Annotated in this window: 16 protein-coding genes; 12 read left to right on the top strand and 4 right to left on the bottom strand. The window is 71.9% G+C overall.

Annotated features, from left to right (window positions below):
* Window positions 1-79: 79 nt before the first annotated feature.
* The gene (locus tag SCNRRL3882_RS13765) at window positions 80-304 is read right to left on the bottom strand and encodes a hypothetical protein (RefSeq protein WP_010047706.1); all 225 of its coding nucleotides are present in this window, start codon (window positions 302-304) and stop codon (window positions 80-82) included.
* Between the two features lie 348 nt (window positions 305-652).
* Between SCNRRL3882_RS13765 and SCNRRL3882_RS13755 the strand changes: the two genes are divergently transcribed.
* The 12 genes from SCNRRL3882_RS13755 (at window position 653) to moeZ (ending at window position 15,414) form a co-directional block, all read left to right on the top strand.
* On the top strand, window positions 653-1,687 hold the full coding sequence (locus SCNRRL3882_RS13755) for an alpha/beta fold hydrolase (RefSeq protein WP_010047704.1): 1,035 nt from the start codon (window positions 653-655) through the stop codon (window positions 1,685-1,687).
* 263 nt (window positions 1,688-1,950) lie between these two features.
* On the top strand, window positions 1,951-3,465 hold the full coding sequence (locus tag SCNRRL3882_RS13750) for a DUF3152 domain-containing protein (RefSeq protein ID WP_237556564.1): 1,515 nt from the start codon (window positions 1,951-1,953) through the stop codon (window positions 3,463-3,465).
* Window positions 3,466-3,532: 67 nt separating this feature from the next.
* The gene (locus SCNRRL3882_RS42415; protein ID WP_311774658.1) at window positions 3,533-3,625 is read left to right on the top strand and encodes an Ms4533A family Cys-rich leader peptide; all 93 of its coding nucleotides are present in this window, start codon (window positions 3,533-3,535) and stop codon (window positions 3,623-3,625) included.
* 182 nt (window positions 3,626-3,807) lie between these two features.
* The gene (locus SCNRRL3882_RS13745; RefSeq protein ID WP_010047699.1) at window positions 3,808-5,523 is read left to right on the top strand and encodes an ABC transporter substrate-binding protein; all 1,716 of its coding nucleotides are present in this window, start codon (window positions 3,808-3,810) and stop codon (window positions 5,521-5,523) included.
* Window positions 5,524-5,545: 22 nt separating this feature from the next.
* Complete coding sequence (locus tag SCNRRL3882_RS13740) at window positions 5,546-6,586, top strand: ABC transporter permease (RefSeq protein ID WP_010047697.1); 1,041 nt, start codon at window positions 5,546-5,548, stop codon at window positions 6,584-6,586.
* Window positions 6,583-7,590, top strand: coding sequence for an ABC transporter permease (locus SCNRRL3882_RS13735; protein ID WP_010047695.1), 1,008 nt, complete (start codon window positions 6,583-6,585; stop codon window positions 7,588-7,590). Before SCNRRL3882_RS13740 ends, SCNRRL3882_RS13735 begins: the two co-directional genes overlap by 4 nt.
* Window positions 7,587-9,179: a dipeptide ABC transporter ATP-binding protein gene (locus tag SCNRRL3882_RS13730; protein ID WP_010047692.1), complete on the top strand. Its 1,593-nt coding sequence runs from the start codon at window positions 7,587-7,589 to the stop codon at window positions 9,177-9,179. The genes SCNRRL3882_RS13735 and SCNRRL3882_RS13730 overlap by 4 nt, the downstream gene beginning before the upstream one ends.
* A gap of 189 nt (window positions 9,180-9,368) precedes the next feature.
* Complete coding sequence (locus SCNRRL3882_RS13725; protein ID WP_010047689.1) at window positions 9,369-11,120, top strand: DUF3492 domain-containing protein; 1,752 nt, start codon at window positions 9,369-9,371, stop codon at window positions 11,118-11,120.
* Window positions 11,117-12,355, top strand: coding sequence for a hypothetical protein (locus SCNRRL3882_RS13720; protein ID WP_010047688.1), 1,239 nt, complete (start codon window positions 11,117-11,119; stop codon window positions 12,353-12,355). Before SCNRRL3882_RS13725 ends, SCNRRL3882_RS13720 begins: the two co-directional genes overlap by 4 nt.
* A 120-nt stretch (window positions 12,356-12,475) precedes the next feature.
* Entirely contained in the window at window positions 12,476-13,435 is a 960-nt protein-coding gene (locus SCNRRL3882_RS13715; RefSeq protein ID WP_010047687.1) for an NAD-dependent epimerase/dehydratase family protein, read from the top strand.
* On the top strand, window positions 13,423-14,172 hold the full coding sequence (locus SCNRRL3882_RS13710; RefSeq protein ID WP_010047686.1) for a spherulation-specific family 4 protein: 750 nt from the start codon (window positions 13,423-13,425) through the stop codon (window positions 14,170-14,172). Before SCNRRL3882_RS13715 ends, SCNRRL3882_RS13710 begins: the two co-directional genes overlap by 13 nt.
* 63 nt (window positions 14,173-14,235) lie before the next feature.
* The gene (gene moeZ / locus SCNRRL3882_RS13705) at window positions 14,236-15,414 is read left to right on the top strand and encodes an adenylyltransferase/sulfurtransferase MoeZ (protein WP_010047685.1); all 1,179 of its coding nucleotides are present in this window, start codon (window positions 14,236-14,238) and stop codon (window positions 15,412-15,414) included.
* Between the two features lie 92 nt (window positions 15,415-15,506).
* Here the strand turns inward: moeZ and SCNRRL3882_RS13700 are convergent, their stop codons facing one another.
* From SCNRRL3882_RS13700 to SCNRRL3882_RS13690, 3 genes are all read right to left on the bottom strand, one after another.
* Window positions 15,507-16,976, bottom strand: a complete 1,470-nt coding sequence (locus tag SCNRRL3882_RS13700) for an alpha/beta hydrolase (RefSeq protein WP_010047684.1) — start codon at window positions 16,974-16,976, stop codon at window positions 15,507-15,509.
* A 135-nt stretch (window positions 16,977-17,111) separates the two neighbouring features.
* The gene (locus tag SCNRRL3882_RS13695) at window positions 17,112-18,656 is read right to left on the bottom strand and encodes an alpha/beta hydrolase (protein WP_010047683.1); all 1,545 of its coding nucleotides are present in this window, start codon (window positions 18,654-18,656) and stop codon (window positions 17,112-17,114) included.
* A 110-nt stretch (window positions 18,657-18,766) separates the two neighbouring features.
* Window positions 18,767-21,628 (bottom strand): lysylphosphatidylglycerol synthase domain-containing protein, encoded by a 2,862-nt coding sequence (locus tag SCNRRL3882_RS13690; RefSeq protein ID WP_010047681.1) that lies wholly within the window; start codon window positions 21,626-21,628, stop codon window positions 18,767-18,769.
* Between the last annotated feature and the right edge of the window lie 175 nt (window positions 21,629-21,803).

Raw genomic sequence — 21,803 nt, 5'->3', positions numbered from 1 at the left:
TTCAAACAGGGTCAGAGCGGGCAAAATGCGGCTCCTTTCCTGCTCGGTGCTGCTCCTCGTCGCCACCCGACAGCGTGCGTCACCGGTAGTCGTCCTCGTCGAGCGAGACGATCCGGGCCTGCTCCACGAGGTCGGCCTCATTGGCGCGGTCCGGGTCGACACCGGTCAGCGGATCGTCGCGGTCCGGTGCGACGTCCGTGCGCTGCTCGGCCGCGTCGACCTCGGGGGCCTCGACGTCGTACTCCGGCGTCTCCGACTCCTCCTCGGCCTCGAAGGTCTCCGGGTCGGTGGGGTCTACGGCCATGCTGGGCTCCCTTCCTACGAACGTCCCTGGGAATGCAGGGGCCACACGCGGGTGCCCTCTCTACGAGCCTAGGAGACACCCGATCCGGACGCTATGCGATCCGCGTCCGGGACGTGACGCAGTGCGCATCCCGTTGACTGCTTCTCATATGCCCTGCCTCTCCCAGGTGCCTCCCCGTTCTCGGGTCCCTCTCCTTCTCCGCTTCGCTCTCGGCTTCCTTCTCCGCTTCGCTCTCGGCTTCCTTCTCCGCGCCTTCCCCGTGTTGGTGTCATGTGCCCGTCTCACATGGCCGATTCCTGTGACGGCGAACACATGAGTCACTACGTGATCGTCTCGTAACATTGCCGCATGTCTTCGACCGAGCTGCCGTTCGTGCCGCCCGCCAATGTGCTGCCGAAGGTGTCGGCCGTCAGGGTCGCCGAGGGCGAGCGGCTCAGCTCCGTCGAGCTGCCCGGGGTCACGCTGGCGGTGCGGTCGAGGCGCCCCGCGCGCGAGGGGCTGGCTCCCGCGCTGTACGTGCACGGACTCGGGGGTTCCTCGCAGAACTGGTCGGCGCTGATGCCGCTGCTGGACGACGTCGTCGACAGTGAGGCCATCGACCTGCCGGGCTTCGGCGACTCCCCGCCGCCGGACGACGGCGACTACTCGGTCACGGGGCACGCGCGCGCGGTCATCCGCTACCTCGAAGCCACCGGTCGCGGCCCCGTGCACCTGTTCGGGAACTCGCTCGGTGGCGCCATCACCACCCGTGTCGCCGCGGTACGGCCCGATCTGGTCCGTACGCTCACGCTCGTGTCACCTGCTCTGCCCGAAATCCGAGTGCAGCGCACCGCCGTGCCCACAGCACTGCTGGCGGTGCCCGGAGTCGCCCCGCTCTTCACCCGGCTGACCCGGGAGTGGACGGCGGAGCAGCGCGTCCGCGGCGTGATGGCGCTGTGTTACGGGGATCCGGGGCGGGTGACGCCGGAAGGATTCAGCAACGCCGTCCAGGAGATGGAGCGACGGCTGCGGCTGCCGTACTTCTGGGACGCCATGACGCGTTCCGCGCGCGGGATCGTCAACGCGTACACACTGGGCGGCCAGCAGGGACTGTGGCGCCAGGCCGAACGCGTTCTCGCGCCGACCCTTCTCGTCTACGGTGGCCGTGACCAGCTCGTCGGCTTCCGGATGGCGCAGAAGGCGGCCCGGGCGTATCGCGACTCGCGGCTGGTGACGTTGCCGGACGCGGGGCACGTGGCCATGATGGAGTACCCGGAGACGGTGGCCATGGCGTTTCGTGAACTCCTCGAAGACGCGGGAGAGTTGGGCGAGCGGCGAGCGAAGCGGGCTCGCGCGGACGAGGCCGTCGACGAAACGGGCACCGACGAGAGCATGGGGGGCTGAGGCGCGACGTGGGACGCCACAGCCGCCGTGGGCCGGTCGCCAAGGGCGACACCGCGGACCCAACCGCAGTACGGGACGGCCGGGCCGGGTCGGGACAGGGGCCGGGCCAGGCAGCGGACCCGAGCCGCGGAGGCCGGACGGCTCCGCCCCGGGCCGCGTCGCAGGGTGGCCGGCCGCAGCCGGGTGCGGGTCCGCGCCGGGTGCCGGGGCCGCGGCCCGCGACGGTGGACGGGACGCCTTCACACGGGACGCCCGCGCATGGGATGCCGCGCCTTCCCGACGGCTGGCTGCCGGACGGCACGCCCGTGCACGGCGCTCCGCGCCTGCCCGACGGCACACCAGCGCGCGGGCTGCCGCGTTTTCCTGACGGCACGCCGGCGCGCGGTGTTCCGCGGCTGCCTGACGGGACTCCGGCGCAGGGCGTTCCGCGGTTCCCTGACGGGACTCCGACGCCAGGTGGCCGGCTGCCCGACGGGACTCCGGCGCACGGCGCACCCCGGCTTCCTGACGGGACTCCGGCGCATGGTGTTCCGAGGCTGCCCGACGGGACTCCCGCGCACGGCGTTCCGCGACTTCCCGACGGTACCCCTGAGGGAGGGGTGCCGCGGCTTCCGGACGGTACCCCCGCGCGCGGGGTGCCACGGGTTCCCGACGGCGCTCCCGCGCACGCATCCCCCCGAGCCCGGGGAGGGCACCCCGAGCAGCGGGAAGCCGGGGGTGGCTGGGGTGAGTTGAAGGGCAGTGGTGGTGCTCCCATACCGCGACAGCGACGGGCCCCCGGGCCCGGGCCGCGGCAGGAGTATCTCGACGCCTTCGACGAGGAGGACGACGTCTTCGCACCCCGTACGCCCCCCTCCGCGCACGCGGACGCCTACGCATCCGTCTCGGACTGGAACGCCGGTGCCCCGGCCGGAATCCGCTCCGACGACGATGACGACGTGGCGCCGACGGGCACGCCCGCCCCGGTCAGGGGCGCCAAGGGCCGTACCTTCACAGGCATCGCGGCCGCCGCCGTCACCACCGTGCTGGCCGTGATCGTCGCCGGTCAGGTCGCCAACGACCCCGGCGGCTCCGGCGTGCAGTCACCGTCCGCCACCGACCGGGCCCGCGACCTGCGGGACTCGTCGTCCCGCGCGAACGGGCGGGCGCCCGCACCGGGGTCCGACGTGAAGCCGCTGACGTACGACGAGAAGATGAGCAGGACGTACCCGCTCGGCGCCAAGCTCAGGGGCTCGGGGAAGTTCGACGCCGTGCCCGGCATCGCCGAGGCACCGGGTCTGGGGCAGAAGTTCACCTATCGCGTGGACGTGGAGCAGGGGCTCGGGCTCGACGCCGAACTGTTCGCCGAGGCCGTACAGAAGACGCTCAACGACCAGCGCAGCTGGGCCCACAACGGCGCGCGCACCTTCGAGCGGATCTACTCCGGCCGGCCCGACTTCGTGATCACGCTCGCCAGCCCCGGCACGACCGCCGACTGGTGTGCCAAGTCCGGTCTGGACACTACCGAGGACAACGTCTCCTGCGACTCGGCAGCGACCGAGCGCGTGATGATCAACGCCTACCGGTGGGCACAGGGCTCGGAGACCTACGGTGACAGCAAGATCCACGCCTATCGGCAGATGCTGATCAACCACGAGGTAGGCCACCGCCTCGGCTACGGCCACGTCACCTGCGACAAGGACGGCGACCTCGCGCCGGTCATGCAGCAGCAGACCAAGTTCCTCGACCACGACGGCATCCACTGCCGCGCCAACCCCTGGCCGTATCCCGGGAGTTGACAGGCGTCACAGGGGTGAGCCGACGTACCGCGTTGACATGCGCAGAAAGTTCGTTCATATTTCTGGCATGTCGCCCCGTCATGTCTCCGTTCGCGCCGCCATCGAGCTGGCGCTCATCGGCGTGACCCCGCTCTGCGTGGCCGACATCCACTGTTGCTGACGCCCGCCCCAGGCGCGTGTCGCGAACTCCCACCTTCCCGGTGACCCTGTCAGTTCTCCGTGACCTGACACGGCTTCTTCGACGACCCGGCGCCCGGGCAGACGTGTGTCCAGCTTCGTCTCACCCTTCGTCAATTCGTCTCGCGATCCGAGATGTCATTCGTCCGAGAGGTCGTCATTCCGATGCGCCAACCGTCCGTCACAGCGCGCCGCGTGGCCGCGGCATCCGTCAGCCTGGTCCTGGCAGCGGGTGCCGCCGCCTGCGGGCCGAAGGACAACGATGCCAAGGGCGGCGGCGACTCCACGCCCCACAAGGGCGGCACCCTCACGGTCCTGAACGCCGATCCCCAGCAGGACTTCGACCCGGCCCGCCTGTACACCTCCGGCGGCGGCAACGTCCCGTCCCTGGTCTTCCGTACGCTCACCACCCGCAACCGCGAGAACGGCGCGGCCGGCACGAAGGTCGTCCCCGATCTCGCCACCGACACCGGGCGCCCCAGCAAGGACGCCACCGTGTGGACGTACACCCTGAAGAAGGGGCTCAGGTACGAGGACGGCACGCCGATCACCTCGGCCGACATCAAGTACGGCATCGAGCGCTCCTTCGCCCCCGAACTCTCCGGCGGCGCCCCCTACCTGCGGGACTGGCTGGTCGGGGCCGCCGACTACCAGGGCCCGTACAAGGACAAGAAGGGCCTCGACGCGATCGAGACGCCGGACGACCGGACCATCGTCTTCCACCTGAACAAGCCCGAGGGCGAGTTCCCGTACCTCGCCACGCAGACGCAGTTCGCGCCCGTCCCGAAGAGCAAGGACACGGGCACGAAGTACGAGGAGCACCCGGTCTCGTCCGGGCCGTACCGGGTGGTGAGGAACGAGAACGACGGTGAGCGGCTGATCCTGGAGCGCAACCCGCACTGGTCCGCCTCGACCGACGCCGAACGCAAGGCCTACCCGGACAGGATCGACGTACGGTCCGGGCTCGACTCGTCCGTGATCAACCAGCGGCTGTCCGCGTCCCAGGGAGCGGACGCCGCCGCCGTCACCACGGACACCAACCTCGGCCCGGCCGAACTGGCCAAGGTCACCGGCGACAAGGACCTCGCGTCCCGCGTCGGCACCGGACACTTCGGCTACACCAACTACATCGCGTTCAACCCGACCATCAAGCCGTTCGACGACGTCAGGGTGCGGCAGGCGATCTCGTACGCCATCGACCGGTCGTCCGTGGTCAACGCCGCGGGCGGGTCCGCGCTGGCCGAGCCCGCCACCACCTTCCTGCCGGACCAAAAGTCCTTCGGGTACACGCCGTACGACCTCTTCCCGGCGGGCAAGGCCGGTGACCCGGCCAAGGCCAGGCAGCTGCTGAAGGAGGCCGGCCACCCGAACGGGCTCACCGTCACGCTGACGCACTCCAACGCCAAGGACTTCGAGACCAGCCCGGAGATCGCGACCGCCGTCCAGGACGCGCTGAAGAAGGCCGGCATCACGGTCAAGCTCCAGGGCCTGGAGGAGAACGACTACTCCGACAAGATCCACGACGTGAAGACCGAGCCGGGCTTCTTCCTCGCCCACTGGGGCGCCGACTGGCCCTCCGGCGGTCCCTTCCTCGCCCCGATCTTCGACGGCCGCCAGATCGTCAAGGACGGCGCGAACTTCAACACGGGCCTGCTGAACGACAAGTCGGTCAATGCCGAGATTGATGCGATCAACAAGTTGACGGATCTTGACCAGGCCGCCAAGAGGTGGGGTGCGCTGGACAAGAGGATCGGTGAGAAGGCCCTGACCGTCCCGCTGTTCCACCCCGTCTACAAGCGCCTGTACGGCGAGGACGTCAAGAACATCGTGATCAGCGACTGGACCGGCGTGCTGGACATCTCGCAGGTCGCGGTCAAGTAGTCAATGGGCCGGTCAAGCAATCATGAGTGAGACCCTGTTGGCCTCGCGGGCCGCCGGGACGGAGGCGTTCGTCCCGGCGGTCTCGGGGGCCCGTCAGTTCTGGCGGCGGCTGCGTGCGCAGCGTGCCGCCCTCGCCGCGGCGGCCGTCGTCGCGCTGCTCGTCCTGGTGGCGCTCGCCGCGCCGCTCCTCACGGCCGTCGAGGGCCAGGACCCGACCACCTACCACCCCTCCCTGGTGGACTCCGCGCGTGGGGGCGTGCCCGTCGGGCCGCTCGGCGGCATCAGCGGCGAACACTGGCTCGGCGTCGAACCGCAGACCGGGCGCGACCTGTTCGCACGACTGACGTACGGCGCGCGCGTGTCGCTGGGCGTCGCGCTGGCGGCGACCGTCGTGCAGGTCACCATCGGGGTCACCCTGGGTGTCGCCGCCGCACTCGGGAAGCGCTGGCTTGATCAACTGTTGAGCCGGTTCACGGACATCATCGTGGCCATGCCGCTCATGATCATGTCGTTGGCGCTGCTCGCGATCGTGCCGTCGAGCTTTCCGCGGCCCGTACTGGTCGCGCTCGTCGTCGGCCTGATCGGCTGGGGCAACATCGCCCGGATCGTGCGCGCGCAGACGCTCACCCTCAAGGAACTCGACCACGTTTCCGCCGCCCGGCTCAGCGGCTGGGGCACCTGGAGCATCGCCCGCCGCGAGCTGCTGCCCGCAATCGCCGCGCCCGTCATCACCTACGCCGCGCTGCTCGTCCCGACGAACATCACCGTCGAGGCCGCACTGTCCTTCCTCGGCGTCGGAGTGAAGCCGCCGACGCCCTCCTGGGGCCAGATGCTCACCGCCGCCGACGTCTGGTACCAGGCCGCCCCGCAGTATCTGCTGCTGCCCGCGGGCGCGCTGTTCGTCACCGTGCTGGCGCTCACCGTCCTCGGCGACGGCATCCGCACCGCGCTCGACCCGCGCGTGTCCTCACGGCTGCGGATCGGGACGGGGCGGAAGCGGGAATCGCGGCCGGACGAGCGGCCCGGGCGGGAGTCGAGGACGGCACGGGGAGGTGCGGCATGAGCGGGCGGGGCGGCCTCACCGCGTTCGTACTGCGCCGGGCCGTCGGCGCCGTTGTCACCCTGCTCGCCATCTCGGTGATCGTCTACGTCGTCTTCTACGTGACACCCGGGAACGTCGCCCAGATCACCTGCGGCCCGCGCTGCTCACCGGAACAGGTGCACCAGGTCGCCCGGCAACTGAACCTCGACGACCCGCTGTTCCTGCGGTACTGGCACTTCCTCCAGGGCCTCGTCGCCGGCCAGGACTACTCGACGGGTACGTCCGTGCAGCACTGCTCCGCGCCCTGCCTCGGCCTGTCGTACCAGAGCGACCAGCAGGTCACGCAGCTGATCTTGGCGAAGCTCCCGGCCAGTCTGTCCCTGGTGTCGGGCGCGATGGTGCTCTGGCTGCTCCTCGGCGTCGGGACCGGCGTGCTCTCCGCCTGGCGGCGCGGGCGGTTCTCCGAGCGGGTGCTGACCGGCGTCACCCTCGCCGGCACGGCCACCCCGGTCTTCGTGATCGGTCTGGTCCTGATGATCGTCGTCTGCGGGGAGCTGCGGCTGCTGCCCTTCCCGCAGTACGTCGCCCTCACCGACGACCCCGAACAGTGGGCGTGGAACCTGCTGCTGCCCTGGCTGTCGCTGGCCCTCATCGAGGCCGCCGCGTTCGCCCGGCTGACCCGGGCGTCGATGCTGGAGACGCTGGCCGAGGACCACATCCGCACCTTCCGTGCGTACGGCGTCGGCGAGCGGTCCATCGTCGGGCGGCACGCGCTGCGTGGGGCGTTCGCGCCGGTCATCGCGCTGAACGCCAACAACGTCGGCTCGGCGATCGGCGGCGCGGTGCTCACCGAGACGCTGTTCGGCCTGCCCGGCATCGGACAGGAACTCGTGCATGCCGTCAACGTGGTCGACCTGCCGGTCGTGGTCGGCATGGTCCTGGTCATCGGCTTCTTCGTGGTCCTCGCCAACGCCGTCGCGGACGTGCTGTACGCGGTGGCCGACCGACGGGTGGTGCTGACATGAGCCTGGTCGAAGTGACCGGCCTCTCCGTGGACTTCGGCGAGCTGCGTGCCGTCGACAGCCTCTCCTTCCGGCTGGAACAGGGCGCCGCCCTGGCCCTCGTCGGCGAGTCCGGCTCCGGCAAGTCGACCGTGGCGTCCGCCCTGCTCGGCCTGCACCACGGCACGGGAGCGCGGGTCGGGGGATCGGTCCGGGTGGCCGGCACCGACGTACAGCGGGCCTCCGACGAGGAACTGCGGCGGCTTCGCGGCGGCCAGGCCGCGATGGTGTTCCAGGATCCGCTGTCCTCCCTCGATCCGTACTACGCGATCGGTGACCAGATCGCCGAGGTGTACCGCGTCCACGCGCGAGTGTCCCGGCGGGCGGCACGCGCGCGTGCGGTCGACGTCCTCGACCGGGTGGGCATCGCGGACGCGGCCCGGCGGTCGCGTTCCCGGCCGCACGAGTTCAGCGGCGGCATGCGCCAGCGCGCCCTGATCGCCATGGCGCTGGCCTGCGAGCCCCGTCTGCTGATCGCCGACGAGCCGACGACCGCCCTCGACGTGACCGTCCAGGCCCAGGTCCTCGACCTGCTGCACACGCTGCGTGAGGAGACGGGCATGGGCCTGCTGCTCGTCACGCACGACGTGGGGGTCGCCGCCGAGAGCGTCGACGAGGTGCTGGTGATGCGGCACGGGCGCGAGGTCGAGCACGGCCCGGTGTCCGGGGTGCTGGGTGCGCCGGCCCAGCCGTACACCCGGGAGCTGCTGGCCGCGGTCCCGCGGCTGGACGCGCCGAGGGCCGGCTCGACTGCCCCGGAGGAGGTCGTCCTGGAGGCGACCGGCCTGAGGCGCGAGTTCGGGCGGGGCAAGCGGGCGTTCACGGCCGTGCGCGACGTGTCGCTGACCCTGCACCGCGGCGAGACCCTCGGCATCGTCGGCGAGAGCGGCAGCGGCAAGACGACCCTGGGGCGCATGCTCGTCGGGCTGCTGGAGCCGACGGCGGGGGAGGTCCGGTACGAAGGCCGCCCGCACACGGGCGTGAACCCGGCCGTGCAGATGGTCTTCCAGGACCCCGTCTCCTCCCTCAACCCCCGCCGCAGCGTGGGCGAGTCCATCGCCGACCCGTTGCGCGCGCGGGGTGAGCGGGATGAGGGGCGCATCCGGGAGCGCGTGGCGGAACTGCTGGAGCGCGTCGGGCTCGAAGGAGCCCACTACGACCGCTACCCGCACGAGTTCAGCGGAGGGCAGCGCCAACGCGTCGGTATCGCCCGGGCGCTCGCGGCCGACCCGCGCGTCATCGTCTGCGACGAGCCGGTGTCGGCCCTCGACGTCACCACCCAGGCGCACGTGGTCGCCCTGCTCGGGGAGCTGCAACGCGAACTCGGCCTCGCGCTGGTCTTCGTCGCGCACGACCTGGCCGTCGTGCGCCAGGTCAGCGACCGGGTCGCGGTGATGCGGCAGGGCGGGATCGTCGAGGAAGGACCCGTCGACCAGGTGTACGGGTCGCCCCGGGACCCGTACACCAGGCAGCTGCTCGCCGCCGTACCGGCGCTCGACCCGGACGCCGCCGCGCGACGCCGGGCGGAGCGACGGGAGTTGGCCGCGGCATGACGATCCGTGTCCGGTTGATCTCCTAGCGCGACAGAACGCGATCCGCACGGGAAAGTTACGACCGTTCACCCCTTTTGGTGGCGCGACGGACAACCGTCCGTCGCGCCACCGCCTTGTCCGCATACGTTCGTCCCGCTGCGAGCCGCCGGACAACGGCGGCTCCTGATACGGGAGATCGGGGGTGCACTCGTGCGCATCGGACTGCTTACGGAGGGTGGCTATCCGTACGTGAGCGGTGACGCCAGGCTCTGGTGCGACCGGTTGGTGCGCGGGCTCGCACAGCACGAGTTCGACGTCTACGCGCTCAGCCGCAGCCAACACCAGGAGGACGAGGGCTGGATCCCGCTGCCGCCGAACGTCCGCAGGGTGCGCACCGCGCCCATGTGGACAGCCGAGGACGACGACGTGGCCCTGGGCCGCCGCGCGCGCCGGCGGTTCACCGAGTGCTTCGGCGAACTGGCAGCCGTGCTGAGCGGGACGTCCGGGGGTCTGCCGGCCGCCGCCACGGGGTCCTTGGCGGGAACGTCGGGAGCCAAGGGGCCCTCCGAGGGTGTGTCGACCCCCGAGGCGGACCGTTTCGCCAACGCTCTGTACGGGCTCGCCGAACTCGCCCGCGAGGCGGGCGGCCTGGTGGGGGCTCTCCGCTCCGAGACCGCCGTACGCACACTGGAACGCGCCTGTCGTGCGCCCGGCGCCCACCGCGCGGCGCGTGAGGCGCGCGTACAGGATCTGCTCGCCGTGGCCGCACACCTGGAACGCGCCCTGCGCCCCCTCTCCCTCGACTGGTACGAGGACGACGGCCTCGGCGCGGTCGACCTCTGCCACGCCGCGTCCGGCGGCCCGGCCGCCCTGCCGGGCCTGCTCGCCCGCCACTTCACCGGCGTCCCCCTGCTGGTCACCGAGTACGGCGTGCGCCTGCGCACCCACTACCTCACCGCTCCGGACGCCCCACCCGCCGTACGGTCGCTGCTGGCGGCCTTCCACGGCAGGCTCGCGGCCGAGGCCTACGCCCGGGCCGAGGTCGTCACGGCCGGCAACACGCACGCCCGCCGCTGGCAGGAGCGGTGCGGCGCCGACCGCGGGAAGCTCCGCACGGTCTACCCCGGCATGGACGCCCGGCCCTTCGCCGAGGTCGGCGAGTCCCCCGAGTGCGCCGACCCGGACACGCTCGTGTGGGTCGGACGCGTCGAGCCCGCCAAGGACCTGGTCTCGCTGCTGCACGCCTTCGCGGAGATCCGCAAGCGGCAGCCGAAGACCCGCCTGCGCATCGTCGGAGGGCCCGCCGGTTCCGAGGGCACGGCCTACCTCGGCCACTGCCGGACCCTGGCCGCCCAGCTCTTCCCCGACGAGGCCGACGGCCCGCACGCCACCGGCGACAACCCGGTGTCCTTCGAGGAGATCGGCGGGCCCGAACTCCCGGCCCTCGCTGACGCCTACGCCTCGGGCGCCGTGACCGTCCTCTCCAGCGTCGTCGAGGGCTTCCCGATCAGCCTCGTCGAGGCCATGCTCTGCGGACGCGTGACGGTGTCGACGGACGTCGGCGCGGTCGTGGAGGTCATCGGCGGCACCGGGCTCGTCGTACCGCCGCGCAATCCGCGGGCGCTCGCCGAGGCGTGCGTGGCGCTGCTGCGCGACCCCGCGCGCCGTGCGCGCCTGGGTGCCGCCGCCCGCGCCCGTGCCCTGGAACTGTTCACGGTCGAGCAGAACATCCAGGCATTCCACGGCATTTACCTGGAGATCGTCTCGCGCGCGCCGATCCGCCGTGTGGTCCTGGACGAAGCGGGGGCCCCACTGCCCTTCGCGGTGCCCGCCGAGGCCCACGTCCCGATCCGCTGGGCCGCCCCGTCACCAAGCCTCGTCGTCCGCGGCGGCCCCGGCGGGGCGACGGCCAGACCCGTACGCGCCACCACTCCCGTCCCCGCCCCGGAGGGAGCACGATGAGCGACTTGGACGAACTGGACCGCCCGGAGCCCCCCACCGGCCCGGCGGCGCCCGGGGCACTGTGGGACGCCCGCCCGGAGCAGGAGCCGACCCCCGCGACCACGCCCGCGCCCGCCCCGGAGGCCGCCGCCGATCGCAAGCCCGCCGCCCCGCGTCGCGGTGCCGCCGACCCCGTGAAGGCGCTGATGCACCGTCACCGGGAACTCTGCGAACGCGCGGTGGATCCCCTGGAGATCGCGGCGGGCCTGGAGGCGCACGGCATCACCGACCGGACCGCCGCCCGCTTCCGCCACCGGGACGTCTTCTCCCTGGCGGAGGAGATGTACGCGCGGGTCTCCCGGGACGGGTCCGCGCCCCCGCCCGCGGCGCCCACCGCTCCACGCGCACGCGCCGACTGGGCCCTGCTGACGCTCCTGCCGGGCACGCTGTGCGCCGCCGCCGTCGCCGCCGTGCACCTCACCCACGGCCAGTCGCGCCTGTTCGCCGCGGCAGCGGGCGCCCTGGCCGTGACCCTGGCCCTGGGCGCGGCCCTGCGCCGAGGCCCCCTGAGCAGACCCGACCGCACAGCCCCCGGCAGGGCCACGACCGGGACCACCTGGCTCGTGGCCTACGCCCTCCTGGGCAACGGCCTGCTCGACGGGGCCGTCACCGGAGGCCCCGACAGCCTGCCCACCGGCACGGCCGACGGCCCCTGGCCCCTCACCGCCACCCCCGTCCTGGCACTTACCCTGGCCTGCGCGCCCGCCGCCTGGACCGCCCACCTCTTCGCCGCGCGTGCCCGCCGCAAACTCGCGGCCAGTCGCGGCCTGGAGGACTTCGCCGCCGCCGTACGACCGCTCCTGCTCGGCACGTTCGTCCTGTTCCTGGGCGCCCTTGTGGCCCTGCTCACCCTCTGCGCCGCGGTCGTCGACGAGCCCGCGGCCCACGCCGAGACCCTCACCCTGGGCGCCCTCCTCTTCCTGGCCCGCCTCCTCACCACGCACGGTTTCGCCTACGCCCCGGCCGTGGTCCTCACCGCCACGGCCACGCTCCAGGCGGCCGCCCTCGCCGCGGTCTTCGCCTCCCGCCTCCCCGGCTGCGGCTTCCTGGCCACCCCCGTCGAGACCCTCGTCACCACCTGGGGTGCCGGCAGCGTCCCCACCCTCGCCTGCGGTACGGCGGCCCTGGCCCTCCTGGTCCACGCCACCCGCAAGCTGACCAGGGCCTCGGCCCACGCACCGCCGGGCTCCCGGTGACCCGACCCTGCCACCGGCCCCGCCGCCACCGGCAGCCCCCGTCACATCCCTCCCTTCCGCCTCAAGGAGAACCCGCATGACCACCCGCCCAGCAGCCCCGGCCGCCCCGGGAGACGCGCGATGAGAGTCCTGCTGATCGGAGCCAACGGCTACATCGGGCGCTTCGTCGCCGACCGCCTGCTCGCCGACCCGGCCGTGCAGCTCACCGCCCTCGGCCGGGGCGACGACGCCGACGTCCGCTTCGACCTCGCGTCCGGCAGCCCCGGCGCCCTCACCCGCTTCCTCGACGCGGTCCACCCGGGCGTCGTCGTCAACTGCGCCGGCGCCACCAGGGGCGGTGCCCGCGAGCTCACCCGCCACAACACCGTCGCCGTGGCCACCGTCTGCGAAGCCCTGCGCCGCAGCGGCTGCGGTGCCCGTCTGGTGCAGATCGGGTGCAGCGCCGAGTACGGCCCCAGCCAGCCCGGCTCCTCCACGGCGGAGGACGCCGTCCCCCGGCCCGGTGGCCCGTACGGCGTCAGCAAGCTCGCCGCCACCGAACTCGTCCTCGGCTCCGGCCTGGACGCCGTCGTCCTGCGCGTCTTCTCACCGGCCGGGCCCGGTACCCCCGCCGGCTCCCCGCTGGGCCGGCTCGCCGAGGCCATGCGCCGCGCCATGCAGTCCGGCGACGGCGAGCTGAAACTCGGCGGCCTCGGCGCGCAGCGCGACTTCGTCGACGTCCGGGACGTGGCCCGGGCCGTCCACGCAGCATCGCTCTCCGCCGCGCAGGGCGTCATCAACATCGGCTCCGGCCGCGCCGTCCGCCTGCGTGACGCCGCCGCGGTCCTCGCCCGCGTGGCCGGATACGGCGGCGCCCTCCACGAACTCGACGGCCCTCCCGGCGCCCTGCGCACGGCCATCGGCCACCCCCGCCCCGACCCGGACCACGCGCCCCCGGTCGCGTACCCGTACCCGGACGGCTGCGGCAGCTGGCAGCAGGCCGATGTGCGCACCGCCCGCGACCGGCTCGGCTGGCGTCCCCGCATCGGCCTGGAGGAGTCCCTCGCCGACATCTGGATGGAGGCGGCATGCCGCATCTGACCAGCACCCGGCCACGCACGTCCGGCACGGAACTCCGCCCCGGCGTCGGCGTCCCCGGGTACGCGCACCCCCTCATCGCCCCCACCGAATGGAGCGAACTCGCCCGCCCCGGCACCCCTCTGCACTGGGTGGTCCTCAACGTGGCCGACGGCCCCGGCGCCCGCCCCGACCCGCACTGCCTGGAGGCGGCCGGCCGCCTGCGCAATGCCGGTGTCCGCGTCCTCGGCCGTCTCGACACCCGGTACGGCACCCGGAACTTCGGGGAGCTGATCTCCGACGCCCACCGGTTCGTCGACTGGTACCAGGTCGACGGCTTCCTCCTGGACCGCTGCCCGGCGGACCACGCCGGGCTGCCCGAGGTACGCCGCACGGTGGCCACGCTCCGCGTGATCCGTGACGAGGCCCACATCGTCCTCGGCCACGGCATCCACCCGCACCCGGGCTACGCCGGGCTCGCCGACCAGCTGGTCACCTTCTCCGGCCCGTGGAGCGACTACCGCTGGTCGCAGGTGGCCGAGTGGACCACCGACCATCCGCCCGAGCGCTTCTGCCACTTCGTCCACGGGGTGCCCCGCCCGCACCTGGAGGAGGCACTGCGCATCGCCCGCTGGCAGGGCGCCGCGACGATCTGGTTCACCGACCACACGGACCACGGCGGCCGCACCGACCCCTGGGAGACCATGCCCGGCTACTGGGACGAAATCGTCTCGCGTATCGGAACAGGTGTCTCGGAATGAAAAAGCACGTGGCAGTGTTACGGGGAGAACAACCGTAGTGATTGACCGACCAACGGAGTCCCCGTGTCGCTGCCACCCCTGGTCGAGCCGGCTTCCGAGCTCACCGTAGACGAGGTCCGCAGGTACTCCCGCCACCTGATCATCCCCGACGTCGGGATGGACGGGCAGAAGCGGCTGAAGAACGCCAAGGTGCTGTGTGTGGGCGCCGGCGGCCTGGGCTCGCCGGCGCTGATGTACCTGGCCGCCGCGGGCGTCGGCACCCTCGGCATCGTGGAGTTCGACGAGGTCGACGAGTCGAACCTGCAGCGCCAGATCATCCACAGCCAGGCCGATATCGGCCGCCCCAAGGCGGAGTCCGCCCGTGACAGCGTCAAGGGCATCAACCCGTACGTGAACGTGATCCTTCACGAGGAGCGGCTCGAGGCCGACAACGTGATGGACATCTTCAGCCAGTACGACCTGATCGTCGACGGCACGGACAACTTCGCGACCCGCTACCTGGTCAACGACGCCTGCGTGCTGCTGAACAAGCCGTACGTGTGGGGCTCGATCTACCGCTTCGACGGCCAGGCCTCCGTCTTCTGGTCCGAGCACGGCCCCTGCTACCGCTGCCTGTACCCGGAGCCCCCGCCCCCCGGCATGGTCCCCTCCTGCGCCGAGGGCGGCGTCCTGGGCGTGCTGTGCGCGTCCATCGGCTCCATCCAGGTCAACGAGGCCATCAAGCTCCTCGCCGGCATCGGCGAGCCGCTGGTCGGTCGCCTGATGATCTACGACGCCCTGGAGATGCAGTACCGCCAGGTCAAGGTCCGCAAGGACCCGAACTGCGCGGTCTGCGGCGAGAACCCGACCGTCACCGAGCTCATCGACTACGAGGCCTTCTGCGGCGTCGTGTCCGAGGAGGCCCAGGCGGCGGCCGCCGACTCCACGATCACTCCCAAGCAGCTCAAGGAGTGGATCGACGACGGCGAGAGCATCGACATCATCGACGTCCGCGAGCCGAACGAGTACGAGATCGTCTCCATCCCGGGCGCCCGGCTGATCCCGAAGAACGAGTTCCTCATGGGCACCGCCCTGGAGAGCCTCCCGCAGGACAAGAAGATCGTCCTGCACTGCAAGACGGGTGTCCGCAGTGCGGAAGTCCTCGCGGTCCTGAAGTCCGCGGGCTTCTCGGACGCGGTCCACGTCGGCGGCGGCGTGATCGGCTGGGTCAACCAGATCGAGCCGGACAAGCCGGTGTACTGACCGGAGACGCCGGCGTACCGAGCCGTCTCCGGTCTCCCTTCGTGAGCGGCGGGGGCTTCGCGCACCACGGGTGCCCGGAGCCCCCGCCGTCGTCATGAGCAGACCTTGCCGTCCCTCGGCACCGAACCGTCCAGCAGATACGCGTCCACCGTGGAGTCGACACAGTCGCTCCCGCTGCCGTACGCGCCATGTCCCTCGCCCCGCCAGGTGAGCATCACTCCGACACCCTTGCCCAGCTCGTCGGCCATCTTCCGGGCGCCCTCGTACGGGGTGGCCGGGTCGCCGGTGTTGCCGACCACCAGGACCGGCGCCGCGCCGGGGGCGCTCACCTCCGGGGTGTCGTGCTGCCCGGGCACCGGCCAGTCGTGGCACCAGCCGGCCGTGTCCCAGCCGAGGAACGTCCCGAAGACCGGGGAGATCTCCTCGAACTCCGGCAGCAGCCTCTTCGTCTCGGCCGGGGTCGGCCGCTGCCTGTCGTCCAGGCACGATATGACCCGCTGTGCATGGGTCGTCGTGCCGTACCGCCCTGACGGGCCGCGTTCGTTGTAGCGGTCGGCGAGGGACAGCAACTCCGAGCCGTCGCCCCGCTCGGCCGCGTCGAGGGCGCTGGTCAGCGTCGGCCAGCTGTCCTTGCTGTACAGCGGCAGGATGATGCCGGTGACCGCGAGCGTCTGGGTCAGCTTCCGACCGGGCGTGCCCGCCGGCAGCGGCCGGGTGTCGATCCGCCGCAGCAGGTCCGCGATCCGCCGCGTACCCTCCTCCGGGTTCTGGCCCGTGGACTCGAGGTAGTCGTTCAGCGCCCGCTGGAATCCCCGGGCCTGGTTCTTGGCGTGACCGACGGTGTCCGCGCCGGGGTCGACGACCGCGTCCAGCGTCATGCGTCCCACGTTCTCCGGGAACAGGTGGGCGTATGTGCCGCCCAGTTCGGTGCCGTAGGAGATGCCGAAGTAGTGCATCTTCTCGTCGCCGAGGACCTGGCGGATGCGGTCCATGTCGCGGGCCGAGTCGGCGGTGGAGACGTGCGCCATCAGCTTCCCGGCGTCCTTCCGGCAGCCCTCGCCGAAGTCGGTGGCGTCCGCGAGGTACGCCTTCTCCTCGGCGGGTGTGTCCGGGGTGGCGTCCACCGACTCGGCCGCCTGGATCTCCTTGTCGCCGCGGCAGCGCACCCCCTCGCTGGCGCCCACCCCGCGCGGGTCCCAGCTCACCAGGTCGTACCGCTCGCGGAGCTTGGAGACCGTCGGGGCGTACGACGGCATCATGGACACGCCCGAGGCGCCGGGGCCGCCGAAGTTGAACAGGAGCGAGCCGGCGGGGTCGTCGCCGCGGGCCTTGGCGCGGATCAGCGCCAGTCCGATCGTCTCGCCGTCCGGATCCGACCAGTCGAGCGGCACCTTGAGCGTGGCGCACTGCCAGTCGCTGCTGGGTGCGGGCGCGTCGGCGGTGGCTTTGCAGCGGCCCCAGGAGAGCCCGCCGTCCTTGTCGTCGGACGAACCGCTGCCGCACCCCGCGGCCAGCAGTGCCGAGGCGACCGCCAGAGCGGTCCACCGTGGAAAGCGCGTCAAGGGCCCATCCCCCCTCGTAGGCCGTCCGCACCGTGCCGCGGATGGCGGTCAGGCCATGGTAGGCAGATCGCGCGCTAGCCGTTCCAGCCTGTGGATAACCTCCTGACCTGCGGGTTCACCGGTCCGCTGCTGTCCTCAGGTGCAGACGGTCCCCGTCCGCGGCACCTTGCCGTCCAGCAGATAGCCGTTCACAGCGCCCTGCACGCACTTGTTCTTGCTGTCGTAGGCGCCGTGCCCCTGCCCCCGGTACGTCAGCTCGACACCGACGCCCTTGCCCAGCGCGTTCACCATCGCCCGCGCCCCCTCGTACGGGGTGGCCGGGTCGCCGGTGTTGCCGACGACCAGGATCGGCGCCGAGCCCGGCGCGCTCACGTCCGGGTGGTCGGCGGCGCCCGCCACGGCCCAGTCGGTGCAGCCGATCATGCCCCACGCCAAGTAGTCGCCGAACAGGGCGGACGCGGCCCGGAACTCGGGCAGCTTCCGCTGCACGTAGGCGGTGTCGTAGCGCGGTTTGGCATCGGCGCAGCTGATGGCGGTGTGGGCGGCGGACGAGTTGTCGTACTCGCCGTTCTCGCTGCGACCGTTCATCGAGTCGGACAGCAGCATCAGAGTGCTGCCGTCGCCGTCGTACGCCTGCTGGAGGCCCTCGGTGAGGTACTCCCAGAGGTCCTGGGAGTACAGCGCCTGCACGATTCCGTTGGTCGCCGCGGTCTGGGTCAGTTCGCGGGGGAAGACGCCCGTGATCGGTTTGCGGTCGAGGTCCCTGAGCAGCGTGGCGATACGGTCCTTCACGTCCTGCGCGGTGTCGCCGATGGGGCACTCCTCGGTCTTCGACACGCAGTCCTCGGCGAAGTTGTCGAGCGCGAGCTGGAAGCCCTTGGCCTGCCCGAGCGAGCCCTGCTCGGAGCTCTGCGTGGGGTCGACGACGGCGTCGAACACGGCGCGCCCGACCCGCTTGGGGAACAGGTGGGCGTAGACGCCTCCGAGTTCGGTGCCGTAGGAGAAGCCGAAGTAGTGCAGCTTGCCGTCGCCGAGGACCTGGCGCATCAGGTCCAGGTCACGGGCCGCGTCGGTGGTGCGCACATGCGGCAGTATCTTCTTGGAGTTCTGCTCGCAGGCGTCGTTGAATTCCGTGGTGCTCTCCAGGAGTTCGGTGCGTTCGGCGCCGTCGTCGGGCGTGGCGTCCTGCTGGAAGTACGCGTCGAGCTGCTGGTCGTTCTCGCAGAGCACGGGGTTGCTGCGGCCGACTCCGCGCGGGTCGAAGCTGACCAGGTCGTAGCGGGTGCGCAGGGTTTCGAACGCGTCCCCGAAGCCGGGCAGGGTGGTGACGCCCGAGAGGCCGGGGCCGCCGAAGTTGAAGATGAGCGAGCCGATGCGTTCGCCGGCGTCACCGGTGGTCCGGGCTCGGATCAGCTCGAGGCTGATCGTGTCGCCCTGGGGGGCGTCCCAGTCGAGAGGCGCCTTCATCGTGGCGCACTGCCATGCGCCACCGTCCGGCAGCGGTGAGGGCGCGGCGCCTCCTCCCTGTGCGTCGGACGGGGTCGGGCAGTCCTTCCAGCTCAGCTCCTGCTGCGTCAGGTCCTGGTCCTCGGCGTCGTCGCCACAGCCGGCAAGCACGGCGGACAGCAGCACGGCGGTGGCGGTCAGGGCGGCGGCGCGCAGCCGGAGGAGGGACGGCATGGTTCCATCCTGCGGCGGCACGGAGCGGGGCGCGCGGGACGCGTGCCGTATGAGGTAAGAGGGGCTGGAGTGCTCAGCTGGTCCTCCGAAGGGCCGGCCGGTCGGCCGGGTCAGAGGGCCTGCTTGCGTGTGAGGTGGTTGAAGGCCAGCCAGCCCGGCAGCACCGGCAGCCACAGCGTCAGCAGGCGGAACAGCAGGACCGCCGGTGCCGCGACCTCCTTCGGCAGTCCGACGGCGATCAGACCGACCGTCAGGGTCGCCTCGACCGCGCCCACACCGCCCGGGGTCGGCGCCGCGGACCCCAGGGCGTTGCCCGCGAGGAAGACGACGGCGACGCTGGCGATGCTGATCGAGGTCGACTCGTCGCCGAACGCGCGGATCGACGCGTCCAGGCACATCACGAAGCAGGCGGTCAGCAGCAGCATGCCGCCGATGCCGGTGACCAGCTTCTGCGGCCGCTGGAGCACGTCCAGCATGCGCGGCACGACGCCCGCGAACAGCGACCTCACGCGCGTGACGACGAACTTCCGGAGGAACGGCACCGAGGTCACCACGAGCACGAGCACCGCCACCGTCAGCAGACCGGCGATGACCGTCCGGGACGGCGACAGCGACGGCGTCTTCTCGGTGCCGGTCAGATAGCCGAACGACAGCAGCATCAGGATGTGACAGCCGAGCCCGAACAGCTGCGACGCTCCGACGCTCGCCACCGCGAGCCCCGGCCGCACCCCCGCGCGCTGGAGGAAGCGCGTGTTGAGGGCCACACCGCCCACCGCCGCCGGGGCGACGATCTTCACGAAGGACCCGGCGACCTGCGCCGCCACGGTCCGCACGAACGGCACCCGCTCGGGCACGAACCCCAGCAGAGCCATCGCCGCCGCGATGTAGCTGCCCATGGAGAACAGCACGGCCGCGGCGACCCAGCCCCACTCGGCGTTCGCGATGAGCGGCCCGAACTCGATGTGCGTGAGCTGCGTCAGCAGGAAGTACGCGCCGATCGCGCCGGCCATGAAACTGATCAGCGTGCGCGGCCGCACCCGCTCCAGCCGGGCCGGCTCGACGGGCGCCTGCGGCCTGATGCGCAGCACCTGGTGCCGGATCTGGGTGAGCAGGTCCTCTTCGCGCGCCTCGTCCAGGGCCTCGTCGATGGCCCGTTTCTCGGCCCGCTGTTCCGCCCGTACGGCCTTCTTGTCGGGTTTCTCCAGGACCGGCACGGCCTCGTCCGAGGCGTCCTCCAGGCGTGCCTGCTTGGCCTGCCGGGACGCCTCCAGGACCGCCTCGCGCTCGCGCTGTGCCCGCTCCCGGGCCAGCCTGCGCAGCGTCGCGCGCGTGGAGCGGCTGAGCGCGATGGGCTGGAGCATCGGCAGACAGTCCGCCACCGCGTCGGGTCCGAGCACCTCCACCGCCGAGGCGACCGCCCGCTCGGCGCCCACCCGGAGGCCGAGGGTCACCAGCAGCTGGGACGTGTCCATGCGCAGCAGCAGGTCGCCGGCCGCGATCTCGCCGACGCGCAGGTCGGTGAGGATCACCGTGCCGGAACGATCCACCAGAATCGCGTCGCCGACCAGCCTGCGGTGCGCGATGCGCCGGGACTGAAGAGCCTTCACCTGGTGCCAGGTGTCGCTCAGCAGGTCGTCGGTGATCTCCTCGTCCGGCAGGGAGTCCAGAGTGCGGCCGCCGCTGTGCTCGTAGACGAGCATCACCGCGTCGGGACCCAGCTCGGACGTGGCGATCAGCTTGGGCGCGTTGGCACCGGCCGCGATCGCCGCGTACGCCAGCAGTGCCTCCTGCTCCAGGGCCTGGCGCAGCGACTGGAGGCTGCTGCGGGTGGCGAAGCCGCGCAGGGTCAGGTTGCGCCACGCGCGGTAGAAGAAGCCCTGGGCCTGCTGCTCCCGGTCGACCACCGTCACGTCCAGCGGCGGGCCGTCCTCAAGTGTGACGAAGTAGCGGCGGCCCCGGTCGCCGGTGTCCGGGTTGTCCGAGGTGTCCTCGCGGGACGCGCTGACCGGGCGGAAGCCGACGGTCCGCAGGCCCGCCATCAGGGTCTGCCCGGTGGGCCGGACGTTGGGCGAGCCCACCGCGTAGAGCGTGCCGTAGGCCACGGTCCAGCCGATCAGCACCGTCAGGATGATCGAGAACGGTGTCGTGTACCCGGTGACGAGCATCGAGAAGGCGTCGAGGAGCAGCACGACCCACAGCACCGCGCGCCATCGGGGTCTGCGCGACATGCCCACGGCGGTCATGTACGCGATGACCGGCGCCAGATAGCCGTGCACCGGGTCGGTCAGTGCGTGGACGTCTCCGGGGGAGGGCTGGGTGAGCGCCTCCTGGATCGAGTCGGGGGCGGCGCGGGCGACCCACAGGTCGGTGGCGAGGGTCACACCGTGGGCGAGGACTGCCGCGAGCACGCCGTCGGCGATTCTGAGCCCGTCCCGCTTGATCAGCCGCTCGATGGCGAAGGCGACCGGCACCAGCAGGATCGCGATGCTGGAGGCCAGCCCCGCGATCTTGATGAGCAGATCGGGCGCCTGGCCCGTGCCCTTGTTGATGTCCTGTTCGAGGCCCGAGGTCGTGCCGTGCGCGAACGCGGCGATTCCGATCAGCAGCGCGACGGCGAGCATGCCCACCAGGAGCCGCATCAGGTCGGACGGGCGGTGCACGCGCGCGGGGAGCAGCGGTTCGTCGCCCTCCACCTCGTCGATGTGCACGGTCTCCTCGTCCTCGGCGGACGCCGGGGCCTTCCTGCGGGACTTCTCGGCGGCCGCCGGGCCCTGGGTGCCGGACTGCTCGGCGGCCGTCGGGCCCTTGGCGCCGGAGTCATCAGCGGCCGTCGGAGCCTTGTCGCCGGACTTGTCCGCAGCCGCCCCGTTCTGCTCACCGGCCGGTTTCGGGCTGTCGTCCGGAGTGCCCGGGCGCGACGAAGCGTCAGAGGTGCCCTCCGGGTCCTCGGGGTGCGCACCCTGCTGCTTCATCGTCTCTTCTTGGTCTCGTATCACCGGTCACCGCCCGCACGATGGTGGCATGCCGCACCGACACACGGGGGCATCAGGGTGCACATGCGGGGGCGCACAGTCTGCCCGACTCGCTCCCGCCGGGTGAGGGAAACGCTCCGGAGCACGCCCGTCCCGTTGTCGGTGGGGTGGGGCA

The organism is Streptomyces chartreusis NRRL 3882 (assembly GCF_900236475.1).
Classification (GTDB): Bacteria; Actinomycetota; Actinomycetes; order Streptomycetales; family Streptomycetaceae; genus Streptomyces; species Streptomyces chartreusis_D.
Note: the sequence above shows the minus strand (reverse complement) of the source record. Positions and strands in the feature narration are given on the sequence as shown.